Raw genomic sequence first — 16,490 nt, forward strand, 5'->3', positions numbered from 1 at the left:
GAAGATCTCCGCGCCGCAGGCCCGGCAGGAGTACACGCCCTCGGTCTTCGTGTCGGTGTACTCACCGACGAAGGCCGGCTCGGTGCCCGCCTGGCGGAGTACCTGGTACTCGGCGGGGGTCAGCTCCGCGCGCCACTGCTCGTCCGGCTTCTCGACGTCGTACGCCATGTCGGTCACTTCCTCACTTCGACAGGTGGTCGAGGATGTCGGGCCCGAGCTCCGTCACGTCGCCGGCGCCCATGGTGAGAACAAGGTCGCCGGGCTTGGCCATTCCCGCGAGGACCGAAGGGGCGGCGGAGCGGTCGGTGAGGGCGGTCACGTCGGCGCCGGCGGCGCGGGCGGCGTCGATGATCAGGGCGCTGGTGACGCCGGGGACCGGGTCCTCGCGGGCCGGGTAGATGTCGAGGACGACCGAGGCGTCGGCGAGGCCGAGGGCCTGGCCCATCTCCTTGCCCAGCTCCTGGGTGCGGCTGAAGAGGTGCGGCTGGAAGAGGACCAGGAGGCGGGCGTCGGCGGCGACGGCGCCCCGGATGGCCTCCAGGTCGGCCGTCATCTCGCTGGGGTGGTGGGCGTAGGAGTCGATCACCTGGACGCCCGCGGCCTCGCCCTTGAGCTGGAGGCGGCGCTTCACCCCGGTGTAGGCGGCGATGGCGGGGGCCATCTCGGCGGCCGGGATGCCGAGGGCGACGGCAGAGGTGAGGGCGGCGACGGCGTTGAGCGCGTAGTGGCGGCCGGGGACGGAGACGCCGAAGGTCAGCTCGGCGCCGTCGATGCGGACCGTGACCTCGCTGCGCAGGCCCTGCGGGACGATCGACACGACGCGCACGTCGGCGTCGGCGGCCTCGCCGTAGGTGCGGACGGTGACGTCCGGGAGGCCCTTGGCGGTGAGCCGGCGGGTGAGTTCGCGGGCGCCCTCGTGGTCGGCGGAGATGACGAGGGTGCCGCCGGGCACGATCCGGGCCGCGAAGGACTCGAAGGATTCGTGGATCTCTTCGATCGAGGCGTAGTTGGCGTGGTGGTCCAGCTCGACGTTGAGGACGATGGCGACCTCGGGGGCGTACTTGTGGAAGCTGCGGTCGCTCTCGTCGGCCTCGGCGACGAAGATCTCGCCGGTGCCGTGCAGGGCGTTGGAGCCCGGGGCGTCCAGGTCGCCGCCGATGGCGTACGAGGGGTCGCGGCCCAGTGCGGCCAGGGAGACGGCCAGCATCGAGGTGGTGGTGGTCTTGCCGTGGGTGCCGGCGACGGCGATGGGGCGGGTGCCGTCCATCAGCGCGGCCAGCGCGTCCGAGCGGTGCACGACGGGGATGCCGAGTTCGGCGGCGCGGATCAGCTCCGGGTTGTCCGGGCGGATCGCGGAGGAGACGACGACGGCGGTGGTGTCGTCCGCGAGGTGGCCGGCGGCGTGGCCGAGGTGGACGGTGGCGCCGAGGGCGCGCAGTGCCTCGGCGGTCGCGGAGTCCTTGGCGTCGCTGCCGGCGACGCGGGCGCCGCGCTGGGCGAGGATCTTGGCGATCCCCGACATTCCGGCGCCGCCGATGCCGATGAAGTGCGGTCGGTCCATGGCGGGGGGAAGGCCGGATGCCATCTGTGGTTCTCCCGGGGTCGAGGGGCACGGGTCGTGCGGGGGCGGGATCAGCCTATGCCGTGGGCCGGGTCCGGGCGGACCGCCCGAGGCGGTGGCGGAGCGGGTGCCGCTCAGTCGGCGCGGGTGGCCGGGTCCGTCGCCGTGTCCCGGTCCTTGACGGCTCCGGCCGCGGTGGCGCCGGAACCCGAGGAGGTGTGGGTGGGGGCGCCGTCGCCGTCGGCGGGAGCGTGCGAGTAGAGCCTGAGGACCGGGACGCCGACCTTGTGGCGGGCGCGGGTGGCCCAGTCGCGGTGGAAGAACTCCTCCACGTAGTGGGGCTCTGTCAGCACGATGACCTCGTCGGCGCCGGTCTCGGCGACCAGGGCGGTGAGGGCGTCGAGGGGTTCGTCCTCTACGAGGCGGCCGACAGCCTCGCTGCCGGCGGCGCGCAGGGCGCGCAGGGAGTGGTCCAGCGCGCGGGCGGCGGGGGTGCCGTCGACCTCGCCCTCGGGCTCCTCGACCTCGCGGACGGCCTCGCCCAGCTCGCCGAGGGCGACGTCGTCGACGGCGCGCAGCAGGCGGTCCTGGTCGCCGCGGGGCTGCATGAGGAGGACGAAGGAGACGGGCTCGTCCCCGTGGAGCGTGGTGACGAACTCCACGTCGGGTGCCGACAGCGGCTGCTCGATCATCAAAACGCTCGTGAACACGTCAGGCGCCCTTTCGGATCGCGGGCCCCGAGGGGCCCGTGCGGAAACCATCCTGCCCCGTGATCACACGGGACGCGGTGTCCCTAGTCTTCCCACGGAACGCTAAGCGGAACGGGTCATTCCGCTGATGTCAGTCCGACGGTAGCGGGTGAAGAGGAACCCGGCCTCCTCCAGGACCGAGGCGGGCGAGAAACGTTTCGGCAGGGCCACGGAGGGTCCGCAGGCGATGCGCTGGGCGTCCCCGGCGGTGAGCATCGGGGAGACGGTCAGACACAGCTCGTCCAGGACTCCGGCGGCCACGAACTGGCCCAGCAGCCGGGGGCCGCCCTCGGTGAGAAGCCTGGTCAGGCCGTGTTCGGCGAGCGCGGCGACGGCACGCGCGGGATCGACGGCGGCGCCGGTCCCGGCGATCAGCACGTGGACGCCGGCGGCCTCGGCGGCGCGTACCCGGTCGGCCGGTGCGGCGGCTCCGGTGAGGACCAGGGTGGGGGTGAGCGGGGCGCTGAAGAGGGGCAGGTCGAAATCGAGTGCGAGGCTCGCGCTGACCACGGCGACGGCGGGGGCGGGGGCCTGCCCGGCGGCCGCGCGGCGGCGGGCGAAGGCCTCGCGGGCCCGGGCGGGGCGGTACCCCTCCTGGCGTACCGTCTCGGCGCCGACGACCACGGCGTCGGCCAGGCCGCGCAGGGTGCCGAAGATCCGCATGTCGGCGCTGCCGGAGATGGGCTGGGAGCGGCCCTCGTGCTGGGCCGCGCCGTCGAGGGTGCTGACCATGTTCGCGCGCAGCCAGGGGCCGTCGGTCTCGGGGTAGGCGTAGGCGTCGGCGAGTTCCGCCAGGGTCCACTCGCGGTCGGCCACGTCGTCGGTCACGGGGAGCAGGCGTCGCATGACGTGCAGTTTCGCACGGCCGTGCGGCGGGTGGCGGGCGCCCGGGGAGGGGGGCGTTCCCTGTGCCCCTCTAAGCTGGTGAGTTGTGTCGTCCTCCTCCACTCCCCCGTCATCGGCCTCCTCGTCCGCGCGGCGCGCCGACGAGTCCGCACCGCTCTCCCTGTGCGCCCGTGAGCCGCAGGTGCCCGCCGAACGGCTGGTGGCCGAGATGGTGCCGCCGCCCCGCTTCGACCAGGTGCGCTTCTCCACGTACATCCCGGACCCGAACCAGCCGAGTCAGGCGGAGGCGGTCACCGTGCTGGAGGGGTTCGCGACCGGGCTCGGCGGGGCGAGCGCGACCGGGGCGGGCAGGCGCCGCTGGTTCGCGCGCAAGCCGGCGGCGGCGCCCGCCGGGCCGCGCGGGGTCTACCTGGACGGCGGCTACGGCGTCGGCAAGACCCACCTGCTCGCCTCGCTCTGGCACGCCACTCCGGCGGCGCCGGAGCACAAGGCGTTCGGCACCTTCGTGGAGCTGACCAACCTGGTGGGCGCGCTCGGTTTCCAGGAGACGGTACGCACCCTCAGCGGCCACCGGCTGCTCTGCATCGACGAGTTCGAACTGGACGACCCGGGCGACACCGTGCTGGTCTCCTCGCTGCTGGCCAAGCTGGTCGAGGCCGGCGTGGCCCTGGCCGCCACCTCGAACACCCTGCCGGGCAAGCTCGGCGAGGGCCGGTTCGCGGCCGCGGACTTCCTCCGCGAGATCCAGGGCCTCTCGGCGCACTTCCGCCCGCTGAGGATCGACGGCGAGGACTACCGCCACCGCGGCCTGCCCGCCGCGCCCGAGCCGTACAGCGAGGAGCAGGTGACCCGGGCGGCGTACGCGACGCCGGGGGCGAGCCTGGACGGGTTCGGGCAGCTGCTCGACCACCTGTCGCGGGTCCACCCCAGCCGGTACGGGGCGCTCACCGACGACCTGCGCGCCGTCTGCCTCACCGGCGTACGCCCGGTGCCCGACCAGTCGACGGCCCTGCGCCTGGTGGTTCTGGCGGACCGGCTGTACGACCGTGAGGTGCCCGTGCTGACCTCGGGCGTGCCGTTCGACCAGCTGTTCAGCGAGGAGATGCTGAACGGCGGCTACCGGAAGAAGTACTTCCGGGCGATATCCCGGCTCACGGCGCTGGCACGGGACGGTAAGGGACTGGTCGAGCCCGGCGCGGCGTAGCCGGGAGGCGTGGCCGGCCGGGCGTCCGGTCAGGGGGCCCAGGGCCGGAGCATGTCCTTCATGGCCTCGGTCGCCGCCATCTGAAGGAGCGGGCCGTAGGTGATGCGGCCGACGCCGAGGCGGCGGAAGCGGTCCAGGTCGTGCTTGACGGGGTGGGCGGTGGAGTTGACGGGCACGGTGACGGCGGCGACGACCGCCTGGAGCAGCTCGTCGTCGTCCTGGACGCGCACCGGGTAGACGCTGTCGGCGCCCGCCTCCTCCATGGCGCGCAGGCGTGCGACCGCCTCGTCGAGGACGGCCGCGGCGTTCTCGGCGTGCAGGAAGAGGTCGGTGCGGCCGTTGACCCAGACCGGGACGCCCGCGGCGTCGGCGGCGTCGCGCAGGCCCGCGATGTAGCGGGCGTGCTCCTCGGTGGTGCGGACGCGGCCGCCCTCCGAGTGGACGGTGTCCTCGACGTTGAGGCCGACGCCGCCCGCCTCGGTGAGGCCGGCGACGAGGTCGGCGGGGTCCTGGCCGTATCCGGACTCCAGGTCGACGGAGACCGGGACGTCGACGGCGGCGATGATCGGCCGGACGGCGGCGAGCACCTCCTCGAAGCTCTGGCCCTCCTGGTCGGAGGCGCCCCGGGAGTCGGCGAGGGGGTGGCTGCCGACGGTCAGCGCGGGGAACCCGGCGTCGGCCGCCGTCCGCGCGGACCAGACGTCCCAGACGGTCGGCAGCACGAGCGGCTGGTGGTCGGCGTGCAACTGCTGGAGGCGCTGAGCGCGCTCGACGGTGGTTCGGAAGTCCATGACGGGGAAGCTACCCCCGGATCGCCGCGATCAACGGGGTGACGGCGCGTCGTCCCCCGCCCAGACCCGCAGTTTCTCCGGGTTGCGGACCACCCGGATGCGGGCGACCCGGCCGTCGGCGGCGAGGTCGAAGGCGGCCACGGTCAGGACGGTCCCCGCGCGGCGGGCGACCAGGCCCGGGGTGCCGTTGACCGGGTGTTCCAGGAGTTCGAGGCCGGGGGCCCGGTCCGCGATGCCGGCCATGTACCGGGCGATCTGGGGGCCGCCCTCCACGGGGCGCAGGGCGGCGCCGGCCAGGCCGCCGCCGTCGGCGGTCATCACGGCGGACGGGTCGAGGAGGTCGACGAGGGCCGCGATGTCCTTGGCCTCCCACGCCTCCTTGACGCGCCGCACGGTCCCGGACTGTCCGCCGGCCGGTGCGGGGGCGCCGTCCCGTACCCGGCGCCGGGCGGAGGCGGCGAGCTGCTTGCAGGCGGCGGGGGTCCGGTCGAGGACACCGGCGATCTCGGCGAAGGGGTAGCGGAAGACGTCGTGGAGGACGAAGGCGACGCGTTCGGCGGAGTCATCGTCTCCAGCACGACGAGGAAGGCCATGGTGACGGACTCGTCCAGGACCAGCTGGTCGGCGGGGTCGCCGCTCGTGCCGTGCGGCCGGCCGGGATGGCCGGGGAGCGGGTCCGGCATCCACGCGCCGACGTAGCGTTCGCGGCGGGCGCGGGCCGAGCCGAGCACGTCGAGGCAGACACGGCCGGTCACCGTGGTGAGCCAGGCGCCGGGGCTGGCCATCTCGTCCCGGCGCGGGTCCGGCAGCGCGTACCAGCGGGCGTACGCCTCCTGGACGGCGTCCTCGGCCTCGGCGAGTGAACCGAGCAACCGGTAGGCCACGTTGAGCAGTTGACGCCGTTCGCCGCTGGCCTCGGCGGCCCCCGCCTCAGTCGTCCGCCCGCTCACGCCCCGCCCCCTCGCCTTACCTCTACGAGGCCCGTGTCGTCGGGCTGGTGAGACCTTATTCGACATCGGCCGCTGCCCTCGGGCGCGGAAGAGAGGGACCCGGCATGACGACGACTCAGGCGACACCCCGTACGGCCGTTCAGGCCCGCTTCTCGTTCCTGCGGATCGCGCTCGCCCTCCAGACCCTGACGATCTTCCTCCAGGCGGTCTCGGCGGGGCTGCTGCTCAGCACGGAGTACGGAGAGATCCTGCACAGCGTCGGGGCGCGGGTGATGTACGGGGCGTCGATGCTGTGCCTGCTCGCGGCGGTACTCGCCTGGAAGCCGGGCGGCGGCTCGCCGAAGGCGGTCGGGTACGCCTCCGGCTTCCTCGTGCTGGCCTCCCTCCAGGTGGTGTCGGGGATCGCGCACCTGCCCTCGCTCCATGTGCCGCTGGGGGTGCTGATGTTCGGGGCGAGCCTGCTGGCGCTGGCCCGGCGGTGAGGGCCGGGGCCGTTCGGCCGTACCCGGTGTCAGGGCCGTTCCCGGCAGGCCAGGTGGGCTGTGACGGCCGTGTCCAGGGCCACGCCTGGTTCCGGTGGGGCTGGGTGCGTGGTACACACGTGCGGGTCACATTCCTGTCCGCAGAGCCGCAGCAGGGAGTTGCCCATGTCCGCGACACGCCGTCAAGTCCTCGCCCGTACCGGTGCCGTCGCCGGTATCGCCTTCACCGGCAGTCTCTCCGAACTCTTCGCGGGCACGGCCGCCGCAAAGGGGATGGGGAAGGCCGGGTACGGTCCGCTGGTGCCCGACCCGAAGGGTCTGCTGGACCTGCCGAAAGGTTTCCGCTACCGGGTGTTGTCCCGGGAGGGCGACCGGATGCTCTCCGGCGAGGGCCAGGTGCCGAGCAACCACGACGGGATGGCCGCCTTCGGTGGACGCCGGGGCCAGGTCCACCTCGTCCGCAACCACGAGAACCGGCCCACCGCCCCGATCCGCGTCCCGCCCGTACGCGGGCTGACGTACGACCCGGAGGGGATGGGCGGCTGTACCGCGCTCACCCTCGACCCCGCGCACCGCGTCCTCGGCGAGCGGGTCGCCATCGCCGGGACCTCGACCAACTGCGCCGGCGGGCCGACCCCCTGGGGCACCTGGCTGACCTGCGAGGAGACCGAGGACAAGGCCGGGACCAACGGCTACACCAAGGACCACGGCTTCATCTTCGAGGTCGACCCGGTCGACCCGCACAGGACCGGCGCGGTGCCCCTGAAGGCGATGGGCCGCTTCCAGCACGAGGCCATCGCGATCGACCCGCGCCACGGGATCGTCTACGAGACCGAGGACGCCTTCGAGCGGCCGTTCGGGCTCTTCTACCGCTTCCTGCCCGAGAAGCCGCGCGGCGGCCTCGGCTCGCTGCGGGCAGGGGGCGCGCTCCAGGCGATGCGGGTGCCCGGGGTGCCCGACCTCTCGGCGATCCAGGAGACGGGCGCCTCGTTCGACCGGGTGGAGTGGGTGGACGTGCCCGACCCGCTCGCCGAGGAGACGCCGATCCGCTTCCAGGACTTCGGCCCGAAGGGCATCACCCACGCCCAGAAACTGGAGGGCTGCTACTGGGGCGGCCGCTCGGTCTACTTCGTCTCCAGCTTCGCCCGGAGCAGCGAGGGCTCGGCCGCCGACCACTACGGGCAGATCTGGCGCTACGACCCGGACCGGCGGCGCCTCACCCTGGTCATCGTCTTCGGCCCCGACACCGACGTGCAGCTCCCGGGCGAGGAGCCGGACAACATCTGCCTCGCCCCGAGCGGCGGCCTCATGGTCGCCGAGGACGGCGAGGGCGCCCAGCACGTCTACGGCGTGACCACCCGCGGCGAGGTCTACCCGATGGCGCGGGGCCGCCAGAACATCGGCACCCCCGAGGAGCCGGAGTGGGGCGAGTTCGCGGGCGTCTGCTTCTCCCCGGACTACGACACGATGTTCGTCAACTGCTACACGCCGGGGACGACCTTCGCGGTGACGGGGCCCTGGCACCGGTGAGGTGACCGGGGGCGGGGGCGGGTTGTCGGTCCCGCCCCCACCCCGCGGGCCCGGTAAGGCCCCGTACGGCGGGGGGCGACGGGGCGAGACGGGTGAGGCCGCAGCTCCCGGGCGGCGTTTTGCCCGATATTCAGCTTTTCGCATCCTAGGGTCACGGCGTGATCAGCATGGTGCGCAAGGCGAAGCTCCGGACCGGTACGGCGCTGGGCGCCCTGATGGCGCTGGGCGCGGTGGCCGGGTGCGGGCAGTCCTCCCCGGGCCCCCACGACACGGCGCCGGGGCCCCGCGCCTCGCACTCCGCCTCCCCCGCCGCCCCGCCGGCGCCGCCCACACTGGCGCCCGGCCCCGGCGGACTCGCCCCCGTCTTCGCCAACGGGCCCCGGAACGAGGACAGGACCGTCGCGCTCACCTTCGACGCCGACATGACGGCCGACCAGGGCGAGCGCGCGGCCGGCGGCGAGCGCTTCGACCACCCGGAGCTGATCGCCTCGCTGCGCCGCCTGAAGGTGCCCGCCACCGTCTTCATGACCGGGCGGTGGGCCGAGGAGTACCCGGACCAGGCGCGGGCCATCGGCGCCGACCCGCTCTTCGAGATCGCCAACCACTCCTACAGCCACCACGCCTTCACCGGCGACTGCTACGGCCTGCCGCGCGTCGCCGAGAGCGAGATGCGGGCCGACGTGGAACGGGCGTACACCGCGTTCCGCACGGCCGGGGTGAAGAAGGCGATGCCGTACTTCCGCTTCCCCGGCGGGTGTTACGACGACGCGGCGCTGCGGGAGGTCTCGGCGGCCGGAGTGACGGCCGTGCAGTGGGACGTGGTGAGCGGGGACGCATTCGCCAGCGACGCCGACGCGGTGGCGCAGCAGGTGCTGGACGGGGTCCGCCCCGGCTCGGTCGTGGTCATGCACTGCACCCGCAGCGCCGCCCCCACCACCGAGCGCGCGCTGCGCCGCATCGTGCCCGCCCTGCGCGAGCGGGGATACCGCTTCGTCAAGGTGTCCGAGCTGATCGGGGCGGCCTCGCGAAAGGGGTGAGCAAGGTCTGCCCCTTTGGCAGACTGGCTCCGTGACCAGCGAACCTCTTTCCGACAGCCCCTTCCGTGACGAAAGCGCCGCCCGCGACGAGGCACCGCAGTTCGTGCTGCCGCTCGTCGTCCGGCTGGAGCGTGCCGAGCCGCCCGCCCTCACCGACGCGCTCCAGACGGCCGCCCGGGCCGTCCTGACGCTGCTCAGCGACCCCCGCTCCGAGGGGGACGGCGCATGGGCGGAGGCGGTACGGGACTGGCAGGACGCACGCATCCGCAAAGTGGTACGGCGGGCCCGCGGCGGCGAGTGGCGCAAGGCCGCCGCCCTGCCGGGGATCACGGTGGACGACGGCGGCGCCGAGGTGCGGGTCTACCCGCCGGTATCCCTGGACGGCTGGCCGAAGGAACTGGCCAGGCTCCAGGTCTCCGGCACCGAGCTGGAAGACCCCGAGGAGCCGGGCGAGCCCGCGCCCGGCGTCCCGGTGCTCTGGCTCAACCCGGACGTGCGCATGTCGGCGGGGAAGGCGATGGCCCAGGCAGGGCACGGCGCGCAGCTGGCCTGGTGGCAGCTGTCGGGGGCGGAACGGAACGCCTGGCGCGAACGGGGTTTCCCGCTGGCGGTGCGGACCGCCGACGCCGGGCGCTGGAAGGAACTGGTGGAGAGCGGGCTGCCGGTGGTGCGGGACGCGGGGTTCACGGAGATCGAGCCCGGGTCGTACACGGTGGTGGCGGAGCATCCCGCGTTGGTGGGGTGAGGGGCGGCGAAGCTCAGATCCTGCTCTGAAGAGGGCGGGTGACGGTTCCGGGGTGGACGGTGGCGGGCAGGGTGGCCGCAGGGGCCGGGGGGTTCCTGGAGGGGGTGGCGGTATGGAACGGCTGGGTACGGGGATCGGCTGGCGGCCCGCGATCGCGGAGGCCGTCGAGGCGATGGCGGGGATCGAGTGGGTGGAGGTGGTGGCGGAGAACGTCTGTCCCGGTCACCTTCCCGACTCCCTGCGGAGGCTACGGGAGCGTGGGGTGGCCGTGGTGCCGCACGGGGTGGGGCTGGGACTGGGCGGCGCGGAGCGGCCCGATCCGGTACGGCTGGCGGCGCTGGCCGAGCGGGCCGAGGCGCTGGGGTCGCCACTGGTCACCGAGCACATCGCGTTCGTCCGGGCGGGCGGGGAGCGGACCGCGTCTCGCGGGCTGGAGGCCGGGCACCTGCTGCCGGTCCCCCGGACGCGGGAAGGGCTCGCGGTCCTCTGCGAGAACGTGCGGATCGCCCAGGACCAGCTGCCCGTGCCGCTCGCCGTGGAGAACATCGCGGCGCTCCTCTCCTGGCCGGGCGAGGAGCTGACGGAGGGGCAGTTCCTCTACGAGCTGGCCGACCGGACCGGGGTACGGCTGCTGATCGACGTCGCCAACCTGCACACCAACCACGTCAACCAGGGCGAGGACCCCGCCGCCGCCCTCGACGCGCTGCCGCTGGAGGCGCTGGCCTACGTCCACGTGGCGGGCGGGTTCGAGCGGGACGGGGTGTGGCACGACAGCCACGCCCACCCGGTGCCGGAGCCGGTGCTGGCGGTCCTGGCCGAGCTGGCCTCGCAAGTGCGGCCGCCGGGGGTGCTGCTGGAGCGGGACGAGCGGTTCCCGTCGGCGGCCGAGCTGGAGGCGGAGGTCGAGAAGATCCGGCGGACGGTGGCGGCGGCCGGCCGGGACCGGGTTTCGGTGGGGGCGGGGGCGCGGCCCGGGTCCGTACCCGCGCCGGGGGCTGGGGTGGCGGCCGGGCCGGTGGCGGACGAGGCGGCGCGGACGCGGCTGGCCCTCGGGCAGACGGCGCTGTTGTCGGCGCTGGTCGCGGGGACTCCGGCGCCGGAGGGGTTCGACCGGAGGCGGCTGCGGGTGCAGAGCCGGATGCTGACGGCCAAGCGGGGGTCCGTCGTGGCCTCCCTCGCGCCGGAGCTGGAGCAGATCCTCGGCGACACGTACCGGCCGCGCTTCCTGCGGTACGCGGCGGCCCGGCCGCTGACCGGCGGGTACCGCGCGGACGCGCTCGCCTTCGCGCTGCACACCTTGCGGGAGGAACCGCCGGCCGAGCGGGCGGCCCGGCGCGCGCTGCGCGACTGGTGGATCGAACGCTCGGGCCGCGCCTCCCTGGTGGGCAGGCCATGGGCCCGGTGGGCGCGGGTGGCGCGCTTCGCGCTGCTGGGACGCTGAGACCGCGGGCTGTTCTGGGCCGATCCGAGCGGGTCCGTACAACACGCGGCCCGGTGCTTGCCCTTGCCGATCGGCCTGCGAATCATCCCTTGTGCCGTTCATCGGCCGGACGAAAGGGACGCGATGCGAGCACCGCTCATCCTCACCGCCGTCGGAGCCCTGCTCCTCACGCCGCTCGCGGCTCCCCCACAGGCTCCGGCGGCCGGTGCTCCGGCTCCGCCCGGTGGCCCCGAGGCGCGCGGGGTGGCGCTCGCGGCCGAGCGGGCGGCGCGGACCCCGATCGCCTTCGGGCCCTGTCCCGACGAGGAGGGGCTGCCCCGGTCGCTGGAGTGCGGCACGGTACGGGTCCCGCTGGACTACGCGCGGCCGGACGGCGAGCAGATCGACCTGACGGTGAGCCGGGCCGAGGCCGCGGGTCCGCAGGGCGAGCGGCAGGGCGCGCTGGTCTTCAACCCGGGTGGTCCCGGCTCCTCGGGGATGCTCTTCCCGCTGGTGGGGATCTTCCCCGAGTGGAAGCGGCTGGCCTCCGTCTACGACCTGGTCGGGTACGCCCCGCGCGGGGTCGGCCGGTCGGCGCCGCTCTCCTGCCGGGACCCGCGCGAGAAGCCGGACGGGAGCTGGCAGGCCCCCGAGCACCCGACCGAGAAGCAGAAGGCCGAGCGGAGGACCAAGGCCGAGGCGTACGCGCGGGGGTGCGCCGAGCGCGGCGGGAAGCGGCTGAAGCACATCCACTCGCTGAACAACGCCCGCGACCTGGACGTGGTGCGGGCCGGCCTCGGTGAGCGGAAGCTGACGTTCATGGGCGCCTCGTACGGCTCGTACTTCGGGGCGCTGTACGCGAAGCTCTTCCCCTCGCACGTACGCAGGATGGTCTTCGACTCGGCGGTCGACCCCTCGCCCTCGCGCGTCTGGTACCGGAACAACATGGCGCAGTCGGCGGCGTTCGAGAAGCGGTGGGCGGACTTCCGGCGGTGGATCGCCCGGCACGACGCGGCCTACGAGATGGGTACCGACGAGGCCCAGGTGCTGGCGGGGTACCGGCGGGCGCGCGAGAAGCTGGCGGCCGAGCCCGCCGGGGGCGCGGTCGGCCCGGCGCAGCTCCAGGCGGTGATGTTGCGGGCCCAGTACTACGAGGACTACTGGCCCTCGCACGCGGAGGCGCTCGCGGCGTACCTGAAGGGTGATCCGCAGCCGCTGGTCAATCTGGCGACCCCGCTGGAGGAGGGCCGGGTGGAGGCGGAGAACGCGCGGGCCGTCTACACGGCGGTGGAGTGCAACGACGCGCCGTGGCCCACCGGCTGGGAGACCTGGGACCGCGACCACACCCGGCTCGCCCGCACGGCGCCGTTCGAGACCTGGGAGAACGCCTGGATGAACCTGCCGTGCGCCTACTGGAAGGAGCCCCGGCAGACGCCGATGGACGTGCGGGTGGCCCCCGGTGAGCTGCCGCCGACGCTGATCCTCGCCGGGGAACGGGACGCGGCGACCCCGTACGCGGGCGCGCTGGAGCTGCGGCGGCGGCTGCCGGACGCCGCGCTGGTGACCGAGCGGGGCGCGGGCACGCACGGGCTGGCGGGCGGGCCGAACGCCTGCGTCAACCGGCACGTGGAGGCGTACCTGATCGACGGGAAGGTCCCCGCGCGCTCCACCGACTGCGCGGCCCGCCCGGCCCCCGAGCCGGAGGCGCAGGAGGCCGGGACACGGGCGGGCGGGAGCGGACCGGCGCGCCCCCGGGCCGCCGGGTGGACCCCGGCGGCCCGGTGAGGCGGTGCGGCGCTCAGGCGAGCTGGGCGACCAGGTCGGCGACGGACTTGCGGCGCCCGGTGTAGAAGGGCACCTCCTCGCGGACGTGGCGGCGGGCCTCGGAGGCGCGCAGGTGGCGCATGAGGTCGACGATGCGGTACAGCTCGTCGGCCTCGAAGGCGAGAATCCACTCGTAGTCGCCGAGGGAGAACGAGGCGACCGTGTTGGCGCGGACGTCCGGGTAGCCGCGCGCCATCTTGCCGTGGTCGGCGAGCATCGCCCGGCGCTCCTCGTCGGGGAGGAGGTACCACTCGTAGGAGCGGACGAAGGGGTAGACGCTGATGTAGTCGCGGGGGGTCTCGTCGGCGAGGAACGCCGGGATGTGCGACTTGTTGAACTCGGCGGGGCGGTGCAGCGCCATGTTCGACCAGACCGGCTCCAGCGCGCGCCCGAGGCGGGTGCGGCGGAAGAGGTTGTACGCCTCCTGGAGGGCGTCGGCGGTCTCGGCGTGCCACCAGATCATCACGTCGGCGTCGGCGCGCAGACCGGAGACGTCGTAGGTGCCGCGGACGGTGACGTCCTTGGCGGCGAGCTTGTCGAACAGGTCCTGGACCTCGTCGGCGTAGCCGGACCGGTCCTCGGGGAGCACGTCGCGGAGCTTGAAGACGGACCACAGGGTGTAGCGGATGACCTCGTTGAGGTCCTTGGCCTTCTTGCCCGCGTTGGGGATCTTCTCGGGAGCAGCACTCATGGGGTCATTCTCCCGCGTGCCCGGACGAGCCCGACGCCGGGTCGCCCTGTGGGCGGGCCGCCATGACCTGGCGCGCCGCTTCGGTGGCGGAGGCGACGCAGGCGGGGATGCCGACGCCGTCGTAGGCGGCGCCGCACAGGGCGAGGCCGGGGGCCTTGGCGACCTGGTCGCGGACGCGGGCGACGCGGGCGAGGTGGCCGACCGGGTACTGGGGCAGGCCCTGGTCCCAGCGGGTGACGTGGGCGTCGACCGGCTCGGCGTCGACACCGGTGGCGGCCTTGAGGTCGCGGCGGGCGAGGGCGAGGAGTTCGGCGTCGTCGCGGCCGAGGATCCCCTCCTCGCGGTGGCGGCCGACCGAGGTGCGCACGACGTGCAGCCCCGGCTCCTGCTCGGCGATCCACCGCCACTTGCGTCCCGCGAAGGTGGCGGCCTTGACGGCGCGTCCCTCGACCGGCGGGACGAGGAAGCCGCTGCCCTGCGGCAGCTCGGCCTCGTCCGCACGGAAGGCGAAGGTCATCAGGGCCATCGAGGCGTACTCGATCTCGGCGAGGTCGGCGGAGGCGGCCGGGAGTTCGGCGGCGAGCAGCCGGGCGGCCTGGGGCGCGGGGACGGCGAGGACGACGGCGTCGGCCTCCAGGACCTCGGGCACGTCGGGGGTGCCGGTGGTCAGCCGCCAGCCGCCCGGGGTGCGGGCGAGGCCGGTGACGGGCGTACCGGTGCGGATGCGGCCGCCGCGGGCGCGGACGGTGTCGGCGACGGCGAGCGGGAGGCGGCCGACCCCGCCGTCGATGCCCATGAAGACCGGGTCGGTGCGCGGGTCGGCGGCGGTGCGGGCCTGGATCGCGCGGACCCCCTCGGTCAGGGCGGTGTGGTCGCGGGCGGCGGCGAAGAGCTGGGGGACGGCGGCGCGCAGCGAGATGCGGTAGGCGTTGCCCGCGTAGACGCCGCCGAGGAGGGGTTCGACGAGCCGGTCGACGACCTCGCGGCCGACCCGGGCGGCGACGTACTCGCCGACGGCGATGTCCTCGCCGACCTCGGTGCGGGGCAGGGTGCGGTCCTCGGCGATGCGCGCGACGCCTTCCTCGGAGAGGACCCCGGCGAGGCTGGCCGGGTCGGCGGGGACGCCCATGACGTGGCCCTTGGGCATGGGGCGCAGGGCGTCGCGGGTCCACAGGGAGGCGCTGGCGGTGGCGGGGGGCTGGAGGGCGTCCGCCAGTCCCGCCTCACGGGCGAGGCCGACCGCCTCGGGGCGGCGGGCCAGCATCGACTCGGCGCCCAGGTCGACGCGGACGCCGCCGATCTCGCCGGTGCGGAGCTTGCCGCCGAGCCGCTCGGAGGCTTCCAGGAGGGTGACGCCGGCCCCGGAGTCGAGCAGGCGCAGCGCGGCCGTGAGCCCCGCGACGCCGCCTCCGACGACCACCACACGGGGGCTCGCGCCACCCGCTCCCGCCGGGTTTCCCTCTGTGTCCGCACGCATGGAGCCACTGTCTCAAACCGGACGGGGCGGGCGGCCGCCGGGGCGGCGCGGTTCCGTTATCCGTTCGCGACCCGGGAGGCGAAACCCACCGGTGCGCTGCTCCGTCGTAGCGGCACAGGCGCCCCGGTCGGGGCGCCCGAAAGACACAAGGGGGCGGCGGATGAGCCGGATGCGGGGAACGAGCGGCGGCCGGATCGTGGGGCGGCAGGCGGCGGTGGTGCTGGCGGCGGCGGTACTGGGTCTCGCGGGGTGTTCGGCCGGGTCGGACTCCGGGGCGTCGTCGGCGGGGGACCGCGCGGCCGCGCCGTCGGCGGCCGACGGCGCGGGCGGCGGTCAGGCCGACAACGCGAAGCGGGAGCCGGCGGACGAGGCCGCGGACGGGAAGGCGCGCCCTGAGCTGAAGGGCGTCCACCTGATCCGTACGGCCGAACTCCACCTGCGGGTGAAGGACGTGCCCTCCGCGCTGGCCTCGGCCCGGTCGGTGGTCGAGGGGGCGGGAGGCTACGTCGGCAACGAGTCGACCCGGCGCGACTCCCAGGGCCACGAGCGGTCGACCGTGGTGGTCCGCGTCCCGCAGGAGCGGTACGACGCGGTGCTGGACTCGCTCGGTGAGGGGGGCGAGGTGGTGTCCCGGCGGACCAGCGCGGAGGACGTCACCGAGGAGGTGGTGGACGTCGAGAGCCGCCTGAAGTCGCAGCGGGCCAGTGTGGCGCGGGTCCGGGAACTGATGGACCGGGCGGAGAAGCTGAGCGACATCGTCTCGCTGGAGGGCGAGCTGAGCAGCCGCCAGATGGAACTGGAGGCGCTGCTGGCCCAGCAGTCCTCGCTGAAGGACCGCACCTCGATGGCGACGGTCACCCTCCAGCTGACCGAGCGGTCGGCGAAGACGGAGTCGAAGGAGGACGACGGCCCGACCTTCACCGACGCGCTCTCCGGCGGCTGGTCGGCGTTCGTGGCGACGCTGCGCTGGCTGACCGTGGTGGTAGGGGCGGCGCTGCCCTTCGTCCTCGCCCTCGGGCTGGCCCTGCTGGCCTGGCGGTTCACGCGCCGCCTGCGGCGTCCGGACGCGGCCACGCCCGCGATCGGCGGGGCGGACGGCGAGGAGGAGACCAAGGGCTCCGCTGCGGAGCCGGCCGTGCCGGCGGCCCGCGAGGAGCGGGACTGAGACACCCCCTGGCGCGCC

The 16,490-nt window shown here is 74.6% G+C and carries 15 protein-coding genes and 1 pseudogene (1 of these 16 only partly in view); 8 read left to right on the top strand and 8 right to left on the bottom strand.

Annotation, left to right across the window (positions count from 1 at the left end; translation table 11 throughout):
* The 4 genes from msrB to OIM89_RS04255 all read right to left on the bottom strand — a co-directional run.
* A protein-coding gene (msrB, locus tag OIM89_RS04240; RefSeq protein WP_030699539.1) for a peptide-methionine (R)-S-oxide reductase MsrB crosses the window boundary here: on the bottom strand, positions 1-168 show its beginning. The gene continues 240 nt to the left of window position 1, outside the view; only the first 168 of its 408 coding nucleotides appear in the window; its start codon is at positions 166-168; its stop codon lies off the left edge, out of view.
* 13 nt (positions 169-181) lie between these two features.
* Positions 182-1,585 (bottom strand): UDP-N-acetylmuramate--L-alanine ligase, encoded by a 1,404-nt coding sequence (gene murC, locus OIM89_RS04245; protein ID WP_030699540.1) that lies wholly within the window; start codon positions 1,583-1,585, stop codon positions 182-184.
* Between the two features lie 110 nt (positions 1,586-1,695).
* Positions 1,696-2,253, bottom strand: a complete 558-nt coding sequence (locus tag OIM89_RS04250; protein WP_047471090.1) for a hypothetical protein — start codon at positions 2,251-2,253, stop codon at positions 1,696-1,698.
* A 120-nt stretch (positions 2,254-2,373) separates the two neighbouring features.
* Positions 2,374-3,156 (bottom strand): pyrimidine reductase family protein, encoded by a 783-nt coding sequence (locus OIM89_RS04255; RefSeq protein WP_030699542.1) that lies wholly within the window; start codon positions 3,154-3,156, stop codon positions 2,374-2,376.
* A gap of 85 nt (positions 3,157-3,241) precedes the next feature.
* Between OIM89_RS04255 and zapE the strand changes: the two genes are divergently transcribed.
* Positions 3,242-4,360 carry a cell division protein ZapE gene (gene zapE, locus OIM89_RS04260; RefSeq protein WP_030699543.1) on the top strand — a complete coding sequence of 373 codons (1,119 nt, stop codon included), beginning with the start codon at positions 3,242-3,244 and terminating at the stop codon, positions 4,358-4,360.
* A gap of 29 nt (positions 4,361-4,389) precedes the next feature.
* Here zapE and OIM89_RS04265 read toward each other — a convergent pair whose 3' ends face one another.
* Both OIM89_RS04265 and OIM89_RS04270 read right to left on the bottom strand, forming a co-directional pair.
* Positions 4,390-5,151 (bottom strand): isocitrate lyase/PEP mutase family protein, encoded by a 762-nt coding sequence (locus tag OIM89_RS04265; protein ID WP_264491009.1) that lies wholly within the window; start codon positions 5,149-5,151, stop codon positions 4,390-4,392.
* Between the two features lie 30 nt (positions 5,152-5,181).
* Positions 5,182-6,023: pseudogene (locus OIM89_RS04270) on the bottom strand (sigma factor-like helix-turn-helix DNA-binding protein).
* A gap of 182 nt (positions 6,024-6,205) precedes the next feature.
* On the opposite strand from OIM89_RS04270, the gene OIM89_RS04275 reads away from it, so the two are divergent.
* The 6 genes from OIM89_RS04275 to OIM89_RS04300 all read left to right on the top strand — a co-directional run bounded on the left by OIM89_RS04275 (position 6,206) and on the right by OIM89_RS04300 (position 13,100).
* Positions 6,206-6,583 (top strand): hypothetical protein, encoded by a 378-nt coding sequence (locus OIM89_RS04275; protein WP_030699546.1) that lies wholly within the window; start codon positions 6,206-6,208, stop codon positions 6,581-6,583.
* Positions 6,584-6,748: 165 nt separating this feature from the next.
* A complete protein-coding gene (locus OIM89_RS04280; protein WP_030699547.1) occupies positions 6,749-8,113 on the top strand; it encodes a PhoX family protein in 1,365 nt (454 codons plus the stop codon).
* Between the two features lie 167 nt (positions 8,114-8,280).
* Positions 8,281-9,150, top strand: a complete 870-nt coding sequence (locus tag OIM89_RS04285) for a polysaccharide deacetylase family protein (protein ID WP_226965578.1) — start codon at positions 8,281-8,283, stop codon at positions 9,148-9,150.
* A 31-nt stretch (positions 9,151-9,181) separates the two neighbouring features.
* Positions 9,182-9,895, top strand: a complete 714-nt coding sequence (locus tag OIM89_RS04290; RefSeq protein WP_030699549.1) for a peptidyl-tRNA hydrolase — start codon at positions 9,182-9,184, stop codon at positions 9,893-9,895.
* Between the two features lie 112 nt (positions 9,896-10,007).
* A complete protein-coding gene (locus OIM89_RS04295; protein WP_264491010.1) occupies positions 10,008-11,336 on the top strand; it encodes a DUF692 domain-containing protein in 1,329 nt (442 codons plus the stop codon).
* Between the two features lie 123 nt (positions 11,337-11,459).
* Positions 11,460-13,100 (top strand): alpha/beta hydrolase, encoded by a 1,641-nt coding sequence (locus tag OIM89_RS04300; RefSeq protein ID WP_264491011.1) that lies wholly within the window; start codon positions 11,460-11,462, stop codon positions 13,098-13,100.
* A gap of 13 nt (positions 13,101-13,113) precedes the next feature.
* Here OIM89_RS04300 and hemQ read toward each other — a convergent pair whose 3' ends face one another.
* Both hemQ and hemG read right to left on the bottom strand, forming a co-directional pair.
* The gene (hemQ, locus tag OIM89_RS04305; RefSeq protein ID WP_003951588.1) at positions 13,114-13,830 is read right to left on the bottom strand and encodes a hydrogen peroxide-dependent heme synthase; all 717 of its coding nucleotides are present in this window, start codon (positions 13,828-13,830) and stop codon (positions 13,114-13,116) included.
* 4 nt (positions 13,831-13,834) lie between these two features.
* Positions 13,835-15,307, bottom strand: a complete 1,473-nt coding sequence (gene hemG / locus OIM89_RS04310; protein ID WP_151167754.1) for a protoporphyrinogen oxidase — start codon at positions 15,305-15,307, stop codon at positions 13,835-13,837.
* 160 nt (positions 15,308-15,467) lie between these two features.
* Here hemG and OIM89_RS04315 point away from each other — a divergent pair, with 160 nt between their 5' ends.
* Entirely contained in the window at positions 15,468-16,472 is a 1,005-nt protein-coding gene (locus OIM89_RS04315) for a DUF4349 domain-containing protein (RefSeq protein ID WP_151167756.1), read from the top strand.
* Positions 16,473-16,490 lie beyond the last annotated feature (18 nt).

This window comes from Streptomyces sp. BI87 (genome assembly GCF_025957665.1).
Lineage (GTDB): Bacteria > Actinomycetota > Actinomycetes > Streptomycetales > Streptomycetaceae > Streptomyces > Streptomyces albidoflavus.